Origin of the sequence: Halorientalis sp. LT38, assembly GCF_037031225.1 — an archaeon.
GTDB lineage: Archaea > Halobacteriota > Halobacteria > Halobacteriales > Haloarculaceae > Halorientalis > Halorientalis halophila.
On the sequence record NZ_JAYEZN010000001.1, the window covers coordinates 2,724,680 to 2,739,926 of the forward strand.

Genomic DNA, 15,247 nt, shown 5'->3' on the forward strand with positions numbered 1-15,247 from the left:
CGAGCATGCGATATCCCAGCCTACCCACTGTCCACTCATTGTTATGGGCGTACTGAGGGGATTCAGTCGCCGCCTTCCCCGGGGCCGTACCGGCCTCCGGGAGGCGGTGGCGCCCGCCAGTCGGCCGAATCGGTGTCGCCGTTCCGAACCCGTCGCTAAACGGCACCTACCGGTCCGACGATCGGACAGAATCGGGGGCGCGCCCCCGGGTCACTGCGGGAGCGGACAGAGGCTGGCGGTCAGGATCGCGACGTCGTCCGTCTCGTTTCGCGCGCCGTGGGACTGGCCCCGCTCGTTGAACACCACGCCGGGCGCGGACACCTGTGCTTCCTCGCCGTCGCGGACCACCGTCACCGTCCCGGCGAGGACGTGGAAGACGTTCGTCGCTCCATCGTGGGTGTGCGGGTCGATGGCCGCCCCCGGGCCGAGCGCGAAGGCTTTCACGAGGACGTCGTCGCTCACCGCCACTTCCGCGTCGAGCACCTCGCCCGCGTCCGGGTCGAGGTCGGGTAGTCGGTCGAGCGTCATACCTGCGCGGTCGGGCGGGCCGGCCTTAGCCGTTCCGTCGACGGCGCGGCAAGGCTGCCGGTTCGCGTGCCTTTTACCCGCTGGCGGTCCCAGACCCGGGCGATGGTTACCGAACTCGGGGACGACGTGTGGTGGTACGACCTCCGCGGGGTGAACGCCTACCTCGTCGACGACGGGACCGTGACCCTCGTCGACGCCGGCAACCCCTGGGACGGTCGCAACCTCGTGCTCGGCGTCGACCAGGCGGGGTATTCACTCCAGGACGTGGATCGGGTCCTGCTCACCCACTTCGACTTCGACCACGTCGGCGGCCTCGGTCGGTTGCAGGGACTGGAGGCCACCGTCTACGTCGGCGCGGCCGACGAACCGTACCTCACCGGGAAGGAGTACCCGCCACTGCGCAACCGCAAAGGCGCGATCCAGGCCGTCTCGAGCCCGTTCCTCCGCGACCCCGCCCTCCCCGTCGAGACCGTCGCCGACGGCGACGAGATCGGCTCCTTCACCGCCTACCACACCCCCGGGCACACGCCCGGCCACGTCGCCTACGTCAGCGAGGCCCTGGACGCCGCCTTCCTGGGCGATCTGGTCCGCGAGTCCGACGGCGAACTGGCCGCTTCGCCGTGGCTCATGAGCTACGACACCGACGCGGTCGCGGAGAGCGTCCGCGACCTGGCCGACCGGGCCCCCGAGTTCTCGATCGCCGCGATGGGCCACGGCCTCCCCTTCCGCGAGCACGGCGGCGATCGGCTGGCCGACCTGGCGGCGTCCCTCTAGCTGCCGTTCGCGATCTCTTCGGCGACGTCCGACGGGTCGAACAGCGCGGGGTCCAGCGCCATGTGGGCCTGCCCCTTGACGAACTCGGGCAGCGAGTCGGTCGTGTAGACGATGATCCGGAGGTCGTCGGTCAGGTCCGTCGCGACGGGGATCGCCGTCGCCAGATCCCGGTCGGTGAGCACGAGCAGGTCGGCGTCGTGGATGCCGGCCTCCTCGAGGGCCGGGCGGTTCGCGGTCCCGGCCGCGCGCGTGACTGTGATCCCCGCTGCCGACAGCGCGGCCCCGAGATCGAACTCGTCGGGGCCGGCGATGACTGCGTTCATGGTAGTCCCCTGTCGCCCCCGGGGTTTGGCTCTCACGGTCGCGTCACGGCTTCGAATCGACTCGCGAAAAGAAGCTGTGGGGTTACTCGTACTCGATCGTCGCCGGGGGCTTGTGGGTCACGTCGTAGAGCACGCGCGCGACGTTCTCGTTCTCGCCGGTGATGCGGCTCTGGATGCGCTGGAGGGTGTCCCAGTCGACGTTCTGGGCGCGGGCGGTCATGCCGTCACGCGATTCGACGGAGCGGACGGCGACGACCCAGCCGTGGACGCGGTTGTCGCCCTTGACGCCCGTGGCCTTGCCGATCACTGCAGCGAGGGCCTGCCAGGGGTCGTGCTCGACCAGTTCCTCCTCGACGACGTGGTTGGCCTCCCGCGCGACCTCGAGTTTCTCCTCGGTCACTTCGCCGATGATCCGGACGGCCAGACCTGGACCGGGGAAGGGCATCCGCTCGGCGATGATCTCCTCGAGGTCGAGTTCGCGGGCCACCTCGCGGACCTCGTCCTTGTAGAGGTCTCGCATCGGTTCGACGATGCCCTCGAAGTCCACCACGTCAGGGAGCCCGCCGACGTTGTGGTGGCTCTTGATGGTGCCCTCGCTCTCGATGCGGTCGGGGTAGATCGTCCCCTGGACGAGGTAGTCGGCCTCGACCTCCCGCGCGACGGTCTCGAACTCCCGGATGAACTGCTCGCCGATGGCGTGGCGCTTCTCCTCGGGATCGGTGATGCCCGCGAGGGCGTCCAGGAACCGGTCCTTGGCCTGGACGATCCGCAGCGAGTCCATGTAGTCGAAGGTCTCGCGGATCTCCTCGGTCTCGCCCTTCCGCATGAGGCCGGTGTCGACGTAGACCGGCGTCAGTTGATCGCCGATGGCCTCGTAGGCCAGCGCGGCGGCCGTCGAGGAGTCGACGCCGCCCGACAGCGCGATGACGGCGTTCGCGTCGCCGACCGCCTCGCTGATCTCGTCGACCTTCTCGTCGATGAACGAATCCACGTCGACCATCAGGCCTCCACCTCCTCGTGGGCCTGCCCGCGAGTCTCGTCACCGTCGAGGATCGCCTCCAGCAGGCCGACGAACGGCGGGCTGGCCCGGCCGGGACGGGATCTGAACTCGGGGTGGAACTGCGTCCCCAGGTAGTAGGGGTGATCGGGCAACTCCAGGATCTCCATGCGCTTGTTGGTGTGGCCGGAGAAGTCGAGGCCGGCCGCCTCCAGGTCGTCGATGTACTCGGGGTTGACCTCGTAGCGGTGGCGGTGGCGCTCGGTGCAGGACGTGCCGCCGTAGAGCTCGCTGGCGAGTGTCCCGGGGTCGATGTCGGTCTCGTGGGCGCCGAGGCGCATCGTGCCGCCCATGTCCTCCAGGTCGTACTGCTCGGGGAGCAGGTCGATCACCGGATGGGCCGTCTCCTCGTCGATCTCGGCGGAGTGAGCCCCCTCCAGGTCGAGGACGTTACGCGCGTACTCGACGACGGCCATCTGGAAGCCGAGACAGAGGCCGAGCCACGGCAGGTCGTTCTCGCGGGCGTAGCGGCAGGCCTCGATCTTCCCCTCGATGCCACGCGAGCCGAAGCCGCCGGGAACGACGACGCCGTCCACGTCGGCGAGTTCGTCGGCGTCGCCCTCCGCGAGTTTCTCGGAGTGGATCCAGGTCGTGTTCACGTCGACCCCGGCCTCCAGCCCGGCGTGTTTCAGCGACTCGTGGATCGAGATGTAGGCGTCCTCCAGGCCGTACTTGCCCACGAGGGCGATCTCGACCTCGCCTGTGGTCTCCCGGGTCACCAGATCCCGCCAGTGGTTGTCCCGCTCGTCCTCGGGCAGGGCTTCGTCGGCCAGGTCGAGGCGCTCCATCACGTACTGGTCGAGGCCCTCCTCCTCGACCATCAGCGGGACGTGGTAGATGTCCTCGACGTCCGGGTTCGAGAAGACGGCGTCGGTGGGCACGTCGCAGAACAGGGCGATCTTCTCCTTGACGTCCGGGTGGAGTTTGTCCTCACAGCGCCCGACCAGGATGTCGGGCTGGAGCCCGATCGATCGGAGTTCCTTCACGGAGTGCTGGGTGGGTTTGGTCTTCTGCTCGCCGTTCTTCGAGTAGGGGACGAGCGTGACGTGCGTGAAGAGGATGTCCTCCTCGTCCTGTTCGTGGGCGAACTGCCGGAGGGCTTCCAGATAGGGCATCCCCTCGATGTCACCCACGGTGCCGCCGACCTCGACGATGCAGACGTCGTGGCCCTCGGCGGCCTCGCGGATGCGCCGCTTGATGTCGTCGGTGATGTGGGGAATGATCTGTACCGTTTTGCCCAGGTAGTCGCCAGCGCGTTCCTTCTCGATGACGTCGCGGTAGACCTTCCCCGTGGTGACGTTGTGGTCGAAGGTCATGTCGACGTCGAGGAACCGCTCGTAGTTCCCCAGGTCGAGGTCGACCTCCCCGCCGTCTTTCAGCACGTACACCTCGCCGTGCTGGTAGGGGTTCATGGTCCCCGCGTCGACGTTCAGGTAGGGGTCGATCTTGACCGCCGTGACGTCGAAGCCGGCGTTGGCCAGCAACCGCCCCGTGCTCGCGGCGGTGATGCCTTTGCCCAGGCCAGACATCACGCCGCCGGTGACGAAAATGAACTTCCGACCCAGTTCCGGGTCGTAGTTCGTCTCTGATTCGGTCGGCATACCGACGGTGCGCGCGGGGCGCTCAAAACGGTTACGGGAAGGTCCGAGCGTGCCACGTTTGCACACTTTTGGTTCTCCCGCGCCGTCGCCGCGTCCTCACTCGGTCAGGAACGCCGCCACCGACTCGCCGATCCCCGCCACCTGTCCCGTGAAGAAGTGATCGCCCGGGAGCGACTCGACAGCGTCCCCGCGCTCGCGTGCGCGTAGGACCACCGGTTCCCAGTCCACTGTCGAATCGTTCTCGCCGTACAGGACCTGCACGGGACAGGAGAGCCCATCGAGGGCGGCGACGGTGTCCGCCCCGCCCAGCGACGACGGCGGTGCCAGCACCGAGAGGGCGCTCGGCTCGGGGTCGCTCTCGGCCGCCGCCAGGAGCGCGACGCCGGCACCGAAACTGTAGCCGAACAGCGCCACCTCGTCGTAGTCGTCGCGCGCGGACGCGAGCACCGTCAGCGCGTCGCGGCGTTCCCCCTCGCCCTCGTCCCAGGGGCCGTAGTCGAACCGGAGGCAGGCCACGCCGCGCTCTCCGAGCGCCTCGCCGACCGCCCGGAGCCGCGGGTCCGACCGCGTGCCGCCCATCTGCGGGTGGGGCGGGCAGGCGACGACGGCGCGGTCGGCGTCGGGGGTATCGACCGTCACTCTGAGGTCGCGGTCGCCGGCGATGCGGCGCTGCTCGCTCATGTCACCATAGAAGGCGGTGTGAGAGATTTAAGGGCAGCGGAACCCAATGGCCCCCATGGGAATCCTCTCGCGCGCCTCCTACGTCATCCGTTCGAAGGTCAACGCCGTCCTGAACCGGGCGGAAGACCCCTCCGAGACGCTCGATTACTCCTACGAGCAGATGCGAGACGAACTCCAGAACGTCAAGCAGGGCATCGCCGACCTGACGACCCAGAAGAAACGGTTAGAGATCCAGCAGCGCCGCCTCGAGGAGAACGTCGAGAAGCACAACGAGCAGGCCCGAGAGGCCGTCCGGCAGGACCGGGAGGACCTCGCGCGCCGGGCGCTGGAGAAGAAAAAACAGAAGATGAACCAGATCGAGGACCTGGAGACCCAGATCCAGAAGCTCCAGGGCCAGCAGGACCAGCTGATCGAGAAGAAAGACGACCTCCAGAACCGGATCGAGCAGTTCCGGACGAAAAAGGAGACGATGAAGGCCCGCTACAAGGCCGCGGAGGCCTCGAAGACCGTCTCGGAGGCGATGACCGGCGCGGGCGACGAGATGGCGGACGTCGGGCGCTCGATCGAGCGCGCGGAGGAACGCACCGAGGAGATGGAGGCCCGGGCCGCGGCGATGGACGAACTCCAGGAGTCGGGCGCCTTCGAGGACGCGCTGAGCGACGAGGACCAGCTGGACCGCGAACTCGAGGAGATCCGCACCACGGGCGAGGTCGATGCCGAACTCGACACGCTCAAAGCCGAGATGGGGGAGTCAGAGACCGACGGGGAGGCCGAGGCCGGGGACGTCGATTCGGCGGCCGACCCAGACGTCGAGACCGAGGTCGACGACGAGGAAGTGGAGGCCGAACTCGACGAGCTAAAAGAAGAGGAGCAGAACTGAGCGGCGCCAGGTCGGGAGCGACCGAACTCAGTGCAGGAAGGTCGGCTCGGTCCGCTGCTGGTCGACCTCGCGCTCCAGGTGCTCGCGGAAGGCGGCGGGGTCGACCTCGTTTCGCTCGCGCTCCTTGCGGTCGCGGACGGAGATGGTCCCCGACTCCTCCTCGTCGCCCCCGAGGATCAGCATGTAGGGCACCAGGTCCTCGTGGGCCTGGCGGATCTTCTTCTTGACCGTCCACGAACGGTCCTCGATGGTCACGCGGTAGTCGCCCAGTTCTCGCTTGATCTCCTCGGCGTAGTCGAGGTTGTCGTCGCTGATCGGGAGGATCCGGATCTGTTCGGGCGCGAGCCACGGCGGGAACTTCCCGTTGTAATGTTCGGTGAGGACCATGAAGAAGCGCTCGTAGGAGCCGTAGAGCGCGCGGTGAATCATCACCGGCCGGTGTTCCTCGTTGTCCTCGCCGACGTAGGTGAGGTCGAACCGCTCGGGCATGTTGAAGTCCAGCTGGACCGTCGGCCCGTCCCAGTCACGCCCGAGGGCGTCCTGGAAGGCGAAGTCGATCTTCGGGCCGTAGAAGGCCCCGTCGCCGTCCTCGACGACGTACTCCATGTCCGCCCCTTCCAGCACCGATTCGAGCTGGGATTCCGCGCGCTCCCAGATCTCGTCGCTGCCCACGGACTTGTCGGGTCGGGTGGCGAACTGGACGGTGTAGTCGAGCTGGAAGGTGTCGAGGATGTCGAGGATGATGTCGATGATGGCCTCGACCTCGTCTTCGATCTGGTCCGGGCGGACGAACAGGTGGCCGTCGTCGATGGTGAACGACCAGACCCGGGAGAGGCCGGAGAGTTCCCCTCGCTGTTCTTTGCGGTAGACCTTCCCGTCCTCGAAGTAGCGGACGGGGAGGTCGCGATAGGACCACTGGCCCTGGTCGAAGATGGTCGCGTGGCCCGGGCAGTTCATCGGCTTCAATCCATATTCCTCGTCGTTGACGTCGAGGAGGAACATGTCGTCGACGTAGTTCTCGTAGTGGCCCGACTTCTTCCACAGTTCCGTCCGGAAGACGTGCGGGGTCTCGACCTCGCGGTAGTCGTTCTGCCTGTTGAGACCGGCCACGTAGTCCGAGAGCTCGTTCAGGATCGTCTTTCCGTTCGGGTGATAGAGGGGGAGGCCCGGCCCGGTCGTCTCGTCGATGGAAAAGAGGTCCATCTCCTGGCCGATCTTGCGATGGTCCCGCTCCGCGGCCTTCCGGCGCTGTTCGAGGAACTCCGCCAGTTCGTCCTCGGAGGGGAAGGCGGTACCGTAGACCCGGGTGAGCATCTCGTTGTCCTCCTCGCCGCGCCAGTAGGCGGCGGACATCTCCAGCAGCGAGAAGCCGCCGATCTCGCCCGTCGACTCGACGTGGGGGCCCTGACAGAGGTCGTAGAACTCGCCTTGCTGGTAGAACTGGACGGGATCCTCGCCGGCCGCCTCGTCCTCGAGGATCTCACGCTTGAAGCGGTTGTCCTCGTAGCGCTCTTTGGCGTCCCCGCGGGGGACCATCTCTCGCTCGATCTCGAGGTCCTCCTCGATGATCGACTCGGCCTCGGCCTCGATCTCCTCGAGGTCGTCCTCGTCGATGTCGACGCCGGCGATGTCGTAGTAGAAGCCGTCGTCGGTCCAGGGGCCGATGGTGAGTTTCGCCTCCGGATACAGTCGCTGGAGGGCCTGGGCGAAGACGTGGGCCGCCGAGTGGCGCAACACGTCGAGGTACTCCGCGGCGCTCTCGGTGACGATCTCGATCTCGACGTCTCTCTCGATGGGCGCGTGCTTGTCGACGAGGTCGCCGTCGACGACGCCGGCGACCGTGTCCCGACCCAATCCCGGTCCGATTTCGAACGCGACGTCCTCGACGCTCGACCCCTGCTCCATCTGGAGGGTCGATCCGTCGGGGAGCGTGACCGTGACCTCGCTCATACCCGTGGCAAGTCGGCACCGCGGGATAAGTGTATTGAGAATCCGACGACAGGCGGCGACCGCCGCCGCGTACGGTCAGCGACGGACCGCTCAGGACTGGGCCGTCCGCTCGACCGTCTGCTCGTCGATCCGGTTCCCGAGCTTCGCCCCCAGCCGGCGGTATGCCTGGGCGGCGTAACTGTCGGGGCTCGTGACCACGAGCGGTTCGTCGGCGGTCGCCTCGTCGTCCTTCGGGACGACGCCGAGGACGTCCTCGCCCAGTTCCTCCCCCACCGCGGAGACGTCGATGTCGTCCCGCACCTTCGTGAGGACCGCGCCGACGACCGTGCCGTCGACGTGGTCGGCCAGTTCGCCCACCTTCCTGGCGTCGGTCAGTGACACCTCGTCGGGCGTCGTCACGAGGACGATGCCGTCGGAGACGCCCGCGGGGACCAGCGTCTCGTGGGAGAGGCCGGCTCCGGTGTCGACGATGACCGCGTCGAAGGAGCGCCGCAGCGCCCGCAGCACGGGCCGGAGGTTCGAGGGGTCGGCCGCGGCGAAGGAATCGAGCGTCCCGCGACCGGCCAGCACGGAGACGCCCTTCGGCCCCGTGGCGATGGCGTCGCCCATCTCCGCCTCGCCGGCCAATACGTCGTGGAGGTGTGGCTCGTGGTCCAGTCCGAGCAGTTCGCTCAGGTTCGTCATCCCCAGGTCTGCGTCGACGACGACCGTGTCCCGCCCCGACTCCTGGAGTGCGATGCCCACGTTGACGGTCGTCGTCGTCTTGCCCACGCCGCCCTTGCCCCCCGCCACGGTGTACACGTGCCCAGCCATGCCTTGTCCCCTAGCGCGTCCCGCACCTGAAATACATATCGTGGGGTGACACTGGTGTTTTAAACCGCGCCCCCGCCGAAACGGGCCGGTCGTCGGGTACGAGGCCCGTCGCCGGTCGACCGGGGCGCGAGATTCCGGAACACTAAATCCGTCGCTCGCGCGACTGAGTGGCAATGACCGATCCGGTTGCGCTGGTGGGCCAGTCGCTGACGGCGGAGACGCGGGCCGAGTTCGAAGCGCGCGTCGACGACCAGGCGGCGTACCTCGAAGACGTGATCGAACGGGGCGACCTCGACAACGAGGACTTCGCCCTCGGCCTGGAACTGGAGGTGTACGCCGTCGACGACGACGGCGCGCTCGCCCGACTCCCGGAGGCCGTCTTCGAGGCCTGTAACGCCGAACTGGGGCTGCACAACGCCGAAGTGAACACCGACCCCGATCCCTTCACCGCCGAGGGGATCGCGGCCCAGGCCCGCTCGCTCGAAGAACGCTGGGACCGGGCCCGCGCGGCGGCCCGCGAGCACGGCCTCGACCTCGTGCTCGACGCGATGTGGACGACGCCCCCCGCCACGGAGGGGAGCTACGACTACCTCGCCGACACCGACCGACGCGACGGGACCGACCTCCCGTCGAACATGCGCCCGGTCCCGCGGTACTGGGCCATCGACCGCCACTGCCTGGACCTGGCCGACGGCTCGGTGCCCTTCGACGTCCCCGGCGCCGACCTGTCCTTCCCGACCATCCTCTTCGAGTCGCTGGCGACCTCGATTCAGCCCCACGTCCAGATCCCCGAGACCGAGCAGTTCCCCCGCTACCACGACCTCGCGACCCGGACGATGGGCCCGGTGCTGGCCCTGGCCGTCAACTCCCCCTTCCTCCCCGGCGACCTGTACGACGACGTCGACCCCGAACGCGTGCTCGCGGAGACCCACCACGAACTCCGGATCGCGGCCTTCGAGCAGTCGGTCAACCACACCGATCCGCCGAAGGTCAGGGTACCCGACGACCTCGACGACCCGACGGCCGTCGTGGACCACGTCGTCGACGATCCGCTCCTGGCCCCGTTCCTCGAGGAGTGGGTCGAGGACACCGACGACGGCTTCGCCGGCGAGTTCTGGGAGTTCGACCACAAACGCGGCACCTTCTGGCGCTGGCTTCGCGGCGTCATCGGCGGCGAACCCGTCGACGGCGCGGGCGACCGCCAGTCGATCCGCATCGAGTACCGTCCGATCCCCACCCAGCCCTCGATCCGGGACGTCGTCGGCTTCCAGTGTCTCGTCGGCGGCCTCCTGCGCGGCCTCGTCGCGGCCGACCACCCGCTGGGAACGCTCGACTGGGCCGACGCCGAACGGTGTTTCTACTCCGCCGCGGCGAACGGCCTCGACGCCGAGTTCGCCTGGATCACCGCCGACGGCGAGCGGACGAGCGACCCCGAGACGGTGTTCGCGGAGGTCTTCGAGTACGCCCGCCGCGGCCTCGCCGAGCAGGGCGTCGACGACGCCACCGCGGACCGGTACCTCGACCCCCTCGAAGCCCGGTGGGAGGCGCGAACGACCCCGAGTCAGTGGAAGATCGACCGGGCGCGCGCGGAACTGGCGGAGGGTGCGGATCTGGAAGCGGCCCTCCGGACCGTGCAGGAGGAGTACGTCCGGCTGTCACGGGAACGCGACACGTTCGCCGACTGGCTCTGAGCAGCTCGGATTACTTCTCCCGCGCGCCCGTGCCTGGCCGATCGACGCCGGAGAGATCGATCGACCCGCCGGGCATCGGGATCCCTTCGAAGGGATCGTCGGCGAGCAACAGCGACCCGTCCAGATCGGCATAGTCGACGAGCGGCGTGAGTTGGGCCGCCGCCGCGATCGAGGCGTTCGTCTCGGTCATGCAGCCGAGCATGACGTCCAGCCCGCACGCGCGGGCGGCGTGACACATTCGGAGGACGGGCCACACGCCGCCGCATTTCGAGAGTTTGGGTACCACGATAGCGGCGGCGTCGGCGACCCGGGGCACGTCCGCCGGGGTGATACAGCTCTCGTCGGCCGCGACTGGCAACGGCCCCGCGTCGAAGACGCGGGCTAACCCGTCCAGATCGTCCGCGGGAACCGGCTGTTCGACGAACTCGACGCCCTCGTCGGCCAGGAACCCCGCCATCTCGACGGCCCGATCGGCGTCCCAGGCGCCGTTGGCGTCAACCCGGATCGTCGTGTCTGGGACGCGTTCTCGTACTCTCCGGACGATCTCGCGGTCCCGATCGGTCCCGAGTTTGAGCTTCAGGATCGGATAGGTCTCGGCCGCGCGCGCCGCGCGCTCGGCCATCCGCTCGGTGTCGTCGATGCCGACGGTGAACGACGAGCGAATGCTTCGTCCCGGATCGAGTCCGAGGTCCCGGTAGAGGGGGTCGTCCGCCCGCTTCGCGGCCAGGTCCGCCAGCGCGACGCTGACTGCCGCCCGGGCGGCCGGGTGTTCGGCGGGGCCGCCGGCGGTCTCGGAAAGTCGATGGGCGATTCGCTGGCGGTTCCGGGGATCGACGTCTTCGACCGCGGCCAGCAGGTCCGGGAGGACGCGCTCGACGGTCTCGCACGTCTCGCCGTAGTACTCGCTCGGGGCCGCGCCGCCGATCCCCACCCGGCCGTCCGTTCCGTCGACGCGGACGACCAGATTTTCGGAGACGGTGCTTGTCCCGCGGGAGATGCCGAAGGGTTCCGCGAGCGCGAGGTCGTACCAGTCGAACTCTGTGGTACGTGGCATGGCGGGAGTCAGACGAGCGCGTCGAGCAGTTCAGCTGCGTCGAACCGGACGGGGTCGGTGGCCGGCGCGTCGATGGCCGTCGCGTACTCGATGATCGCGCGGTTGGCCTCGCCCTCGTCCAGGTCGGCCGTGTTCAGCGCACCGGCGGCGACGGTCGTCTCCGCCACTGGCGCGGCCAGGTCCTCGTAGAGCGAGACGACCTCGGGGACCGGTGGGATCGCGAAGGGCTCGTAGCCGTGGATCGCCTCGCGGCCGGCCTCGTGACAGAGAACCAGCGCGTCGGGCATCGCCCCGTGGAGGATGCCGCAGGTCACCGCCGAGTAGGCGGGGTGGGTGATCGACCCCTGACCTTCGACGACGAGCAGGTCGTGGTCGGCGCCGCGCTCGCGGACCATCCGCTCGACCGCGCCGGCAGTGAAGTCGCTCGCGGTGCGGTCGACGACGATTCCCCAGTCCTCGATCAGGACGCCGGTCTGGCCGGTCGGGACCAGCGCCGCGTCGATCCCGCGCTCGCGGGCCGCCGCGACGAGCTCGGCGCTGGTGGTCATCTTCCCCGTCGAGCAGTCCGTCCCCACAGTGAGGACGACGTCGGCGTCGACCTCGCGGGCGCGTCCCTCGGCGACGGTGAGGTCGTCGGGCGGTCGCCGGAGGTCCCGGAGTTCGACCCCGTGTTCGTCGGCGAGGGCGGCGAACTCGTCGTCCTCGGCGAGGAAATAGTGCAGGCCAGCGAGTACGTCGCAGCCGCGCTCGATGGCGCCGCGGACGTCCGGCCGCCAGCGCTCGTCGAAGTCGCCGCCGATGGGGGCGATGCCGATCACCAGCGCGTCGACCCGCTCGGGAACGTCCTCGATCCCGGCGACGATCGGCGCGTCCTGCACGTCCGGGAGGTGATCGCGGACGCGCTCGCCCGCGTGCTCCCTGTCGAGGACGGCGCACACCTCGTACTCGGCGTAGCGGAGCACGCCGACGGCGGTCTTCGCGCGGTCGGGGAACCCCTCGTGGGCGAGGAGGGCCACGTTCATGCGAGAGGGGTCGGTCGGTGCGGACATAAACATTGACACCTAAGGATTTTTATGTCGATCTACCGTCACGGAGGATATGCGTCGTTTCGCGATAGCACTCCTCGTGGGGGGTGTGCTGGCACTGACGATGGTCGCCGCGCCGGCGGCAGGAGCACAGACAGAGACGCAGGGGAACGAGACGGTCCTGGGGATCGGCGTCGACGCCTGGACTGTCTCCGGAGTCACGGTCGATGGAGCCGATAACGAATCGGTCGAGCGGGCGCGGCAGGCACTGGCCGCGAACCTGAGCGTCCCGGCCGAGAACGTCCGACTGCAACCCGAGAACGAAACGGCCGAGGTGTACGGGGCGAACCTCACCCTCGCAGGGATCGGGGCCGGGTTCGAGGCGGCCGGGTTCTCGCCCGATACGGTCCGGCGAGGCGTGACGGAGGCGACGCGTAACGAGATCGTCGGCGTCCTGCGCAACCGACTCGGGGCCCGGGGGCTGAACGCCACCGCCGAGACGGTCACCGTCGACGGCAGCCAGCACGTCGTCGTCACGGGGGCGAGTCCCCGGACGGTGACGGAGATCGTCCGGAACCGCGGCACGGTCTCGGCGGTCGCGCACTTCCCGGTAGAGATGGGCTCCACGACGGTCTACCGCCAGCGGACGATCCTGACCCAGGACGACTTCGTCGGCGTCGGGCCGGGTGCGGCGAGCCGTCCCTACACCGACCGGCCCAGCGTCGAGGTCCACCTCGATCCCCGGGCCGCCCGTGAGGCCGCCGTCTTCCTCAAGGAGGCCGGGTTCACTGAAGAAGGTGTCACGGGCTGTCCCGACGACGCGGCCGAGAATCCCGACGAAGCCGAGGGCTACTGCCTGTACAGCGTCGTCAACGGCGAGGTCGTCACCGCGACGTCGCTGGGCGGGGACCTGGCCTGGTCGATCGACTTCGAGAACTACGAGGAAGACCCGTCGGTCCTGCTCTACACGGACACCGCAGAGCAGGCCACGCAGCTCTCGATGACGCTCCGGACCGGCGCCTTCCCCGTGCCGCTGTCGGTCACCGAGGTCCCGGAATCGGTCGCCCGGGCCGCGCTGGCGAGCGAGGACGACCCCCTCGACGACGAGGTCGACGTGGGCTCTGACCCGATCAACGTGACGACCACCGCGGCGCCGCCGGAGACGACGACGGAACCGGAGCCGGAGACGACCGAACCACCGACCGAGGCGCCGCCGACCGAGGAATCGAGCCCCGAGACGGCTGCAGCGACGACCGACGACTCTGACGGACCCGTCACCGTCACCGACAGCGGGGCGCTCGGCCCCGGCTTCACGCCGCTCACCGCCCTGCTCGCGGTCGCCCTGGCCAGCGTCGCACTGCTTTCGCGACGCGTCAGATAGCGCGCAGCCGGACCGTCCAGAAATCGCGGAAGGCGTCCTCGAGGGCGGGCTCGGGGTTGCCGGTCGCGTCGACGGTGGCGGTCACGTCCGCCACCTCGGAGAACTCGCCCAGCACCGTCCGCTCGCCGACGACGTACAGCGGATCGGTCGTCCGTTCTGCGAGGGCCTCCAGACAGCGGTCGACGTGGGAGTCGATCTGTTCGTCGCGGAGGCGTTCGAACCGTGACTGCGAGAAGCCGCCCTTGGAGTGTTGACTCTTCAGCTCCGAGTCGAAGCCGTGGAAGGCCGTCCGTTCCGCACCCAGGTACTCCCCCATCGCGAACAGGTCCGACCGGACGAGCGCGAGGGTGAACTCCCCGCGGGGGCGAAACCACGACCGGTCGAACGCGAACCCGTCGGCCCAGTCGACGAACGGCTCCGGGGACACCGGGACGGAGAGGGCGGCGCTGACGAGGCCGGCGTCGTCGGTCACCGCCAGACACGGGGCGGCGTCGGTGACGAGCGGCGAGCGATCGCCGAACGCCTCCCGCACTTCTGCAGGTGGCTCGTCGTCGACGTAGGCGGTGAGTGCCCCCTCGGGATCCGTCGCGACCGATTCCAGTCGGTCGAGGACGGCGTCGAGGCGCTCGCCGTTGAGGCGCTCGCGGCGGCGGTAGTCGACGTGCTGGCTGTCGCTCTCGAGGCGTTCGACGGTGCCCTCGAGGTCGGCGATCCGGTCGTCGAGGCGGTTGGCCCGCTGCTGGGCCTCCTGCCGGGCGCTGACGGCCTCGGCGCGGCGCTCCTGTTCGGCTTCGAGTTGCCGTTCGAGGTGGCGCTTTGCCTCTTCGAGTTCCTCGATCCGGTCCTTGAGCGCGGCCCGCCCCAGCAGCTCGTCGAGCATCACCGGATGGGGTAGTCGGGGCGGCTTAAATTGCGGGGCCGCCGGGTTCGGGCCCCTCGTCCGGGTCGTCGACGGCTGTCGTCCTGTCGCTCGAAAGCGCCAGGAGCTGCTGGGCCCGGTCGGCCTTCGCGAGCAGGACCTCCGTGAGCGCCGGCGGATTGTCGATCCGCGTGTCTTCGAGCACCGACCGCGGCACCGCGAGCGTGTCCTCGGGCACGCCCTCGGCCCCGGTCACCGGGAAGTGTCGTTCGTCGACTTTCATGACCAGCGGTCGATCGAGCCGCTCTACCCCCTCGCCGGTGGCGTAGAGCTGCTCGTTGACTCGCTCGTGTTGTTCGCGACTGATGGCTGCGGTGTCACTCTCGCCCGGCGTCACGTAGAGCCGGCCGAGGTAGTACCCGCTCGAGAACCGCTCGAACATGCTATACGGTGACACGTACCACATCGCAGTAGATAAGCCTTGGCCGGAGCGTTTATGTCGCCGTGCTTTCATCGGATTGCGGCCCGGACGTCGGTGATCGGAGCTTCGACCGTCGAGACCGGGGCCGGGAACGGTTCGGCGAGGGGCTCGGCCGTCCGGGCGTGGAGCGGGTCGCGTGAACGCTCTTG

At 68.8% G+C, this 15,247-nt stretch carries 15 protein-coding genes; 4 read left to right on the forward strand and 11 right to left on the reverse strand.

The window, feature by feature from the left end; all coding sequences use genetic code 11:
- Nucleotides 1-210 precede the first annotated feature (210 nt).
- Entirely contained in the window at nt 211-528 is a 318-nt protein-coding gene (locus U5918_RS14025) for a cupin domain-containing protein (RefSeq protein ID WP_336002039.1), read from the reverse strand.
- Nucleotides 529-630: 102 nt separating this feature from the next.
- Between U5918_RS14025 and U5918_RS14030 the strand changes: the two genes are divergently transcribed.
- Complete coding sequence (locus tag U5918_RS14030; RefSeq protein WP_336002040.1) at nt 631-1,302, forward strand: MBL fold metallo-hydrolase; 672 nt, start codon at nt 631-633, stop codon at nt 1,300-1,302.
- On the opposite strand, the gene U5918_RS14035 is transcribed toward U5918_RS14030, so the two are convergent.
- The 4 genes from U5918_RS14035 to U5918_RS14050 all read right to left on the reverse strand — a co-directional run bounded on the left by U5918_RS14035 (nt 1,299) and on the right by U5918_RS14050 (nt 4,964).
- Nucleotides 1,299-1,625: a DUF7126 family protein gene (locus tag U5918_RS14035; protein ID WP_336002041.1), complete on the reverse strand. Its 327-nt coding sequence runs from the start codon at nt 1,623-1,625 to the stop codon at nt 1,299-1,301. The two genes, U5918_RS14030 and U5918_RS14035, sit on opposite strands and share 4 nt — an antisense overlap.
- A gap of 82 nt (nt 1,626-1,707) precedes the next feature.
- Nucleotides 1,708-2,625, reverse strand: a complete 918-nt coding sequence (gene guaA, locus U5918_RS14040) for a glutamine-hydrolyzing GMP synthase (RefSeq protein ID WP_336002042.1) — start codon at nt 2,623-2,625, stop codon at nt 1,708-1,710.
- The gene (locus tag U5918_RS14045; protein ID WP_336002043.1) at nt 2,625-4,283 is read right to left on the reverse strand and encodes a CTP synthase; all 1,659 of its coding nucleotides are present in this window, start codon (nt 4,281-4,283) and stop codon (nt 2,625-2,627) included. Before U5918_RS14045 ends, guaA begins: the two co-directional genes overlap by 1 nt.
- Before the next feature lie 96 nt (nt 4,284-4,379).
- On the reverse strand, nt 4,380-4,964 hold the full coding sequence (locus U5918_RS14050) for an alpha/beta hydrolase (protein WP_336002045.1): 585 nt from the start codon (nt 4,962-4,964) through the stop codon (nt 4,380-4,382).
- Nucleotides 4,965-5,019: 55 nt separating this feature from the next.
- Between U5918_RS14050 and U5918_RS14055 the strand changes: the two genes are divergently transcribed.
- Complete coding sequence (locus tag U5918_RS14055; RefSeq protein ID WP_336002047.1) at nt 5,020-5,844, forward strand: PspA/IM30 family protein; 825 nt, start codon at nt 5,020-5,022, stop codon at nt 5,842-5,844.
- A 27-nt stretch (nt 5,845-5,871) separates the two neighbouring features.
- Here the strand turns inward: U5918_RS14055 and thrS are convergent, their stop codons facing one another.
- Both thrS and U5918_RS14065 read right to left on the reverse strand, forming a co-directional pair.
- Entirely contained in the window at nt 5,872-7,794 is a 1,923-nt protein-coding gene (gene thrS, locus U5918_RS14060; protein WP_336002049.1) for a threonine--tRNA ligase, read from the reverse strand.
- Between the two features lie 90 nt (nt 7,795-7,884).
- On the reverse strand, nt 7,885-8,607 hold the full coding sequence (locus U5918_RS14065) for a MinD/ParA family ATP-binding protein (protein ID WP_336002051.1): 723 nt from the start codon (nt 8,605-8,607) through the stop codon (nt 7,885-7,887).
- A 173-nt stretch (nt 8,608-8,780) separates the two neighbouring features.
- Here U5918_RS14065 and U5918_RS14070 point away from each other — a divergent pair, with 173 nt between their 5' ends.
- The gene (locus U5918_RS14070; RefSeq protein WP_336002053.1) at nt 8,781-10,298 is read left to right on the forward strand and encodes a glutamate-cysteine ligase family protein; all 1,518 of its coding nucleotides are present in this window, start codon (nt 8,781-8,783) and stop codon (nt 10,296-10,298) included.
- 10 nt (nt 10,299-10,308) lie between these two features.
- Here the strand turns inward: U5918_RS14070 and U5918_RS14075 are convergent, their stop codons facing one another.
- Nucleotides 10,309-11,352, reverse strand: coding sequence for a dipeptide epimerase (locus tag U5918_RS14075; protein WP_336002055.1), 1,044 nt, complete (start codon nt 11,350-11,352; stop codon nt 10,309-10,311).
- An 8-nt stretch (nt 11,353-11,360) separates the two neighbouring features.
- Nucleotides 11,361-12,374 (reverse strand): N-acetyltransferase DgcN family protein, encoded by a 1,014-nt coding sequence (locus tag U5918_RS14080; RefSeq protein ID WP_336002057.1) that lies wholly within the window; start codon nt 12,372-12,374, stop codon nt 11,361-11,363.
- 76 nt (nt 12,375-12,450) lie between these two features.
- Here U5918_RS14080 and U5918_RS14085 point away from each other — a divergent pair, with 76 nt between their 5' ends.
- Nucleotides 12,451-13,758: a preprotein translocase subunit SecD family protein gene (locus tag U5918_RS14085; RefSeq protein WP_336002058.1), complete on the forward strand. Its 1,308-nt coding sequence runs from the start codon at nt 12,451-12,453 to the stop codon at nt 13,756-13,758.
- Here the strand turns inward: U5918_RS14085 and U5918_RS14090 are convergent.
- Nucleotides 13,751-14,638 (reverse strand): Vms1/Ankzf1 family peptidyl-tRNA hydrolase, encoded by an 888-nt coding sequence (locus tag U5918_RS14090; protein ID WP_336002060.1) that lies wholly within the window; start codon nt 14,636-14,638, stop codon nt 13,751-13,753. The genes U5918_RS14085 and U5918_RS14090 overlap by 8 nt on opposite strands.
- Nucleotides 14,639-14,663: 25 nt before the next feature.
- Nucleotides 14,664-15,059, reverse strand: coding sequence for a DUF5802 family protein (locus U5918_RS14095; RefSeq protein ID WP_336003337.1), 396 nt, complete (start codon nt 15,057-15,059; stop codon nt 14,664-14,666).
- Nucleotides 15,060-15,247: the final 188 nt, after the last annotated feature.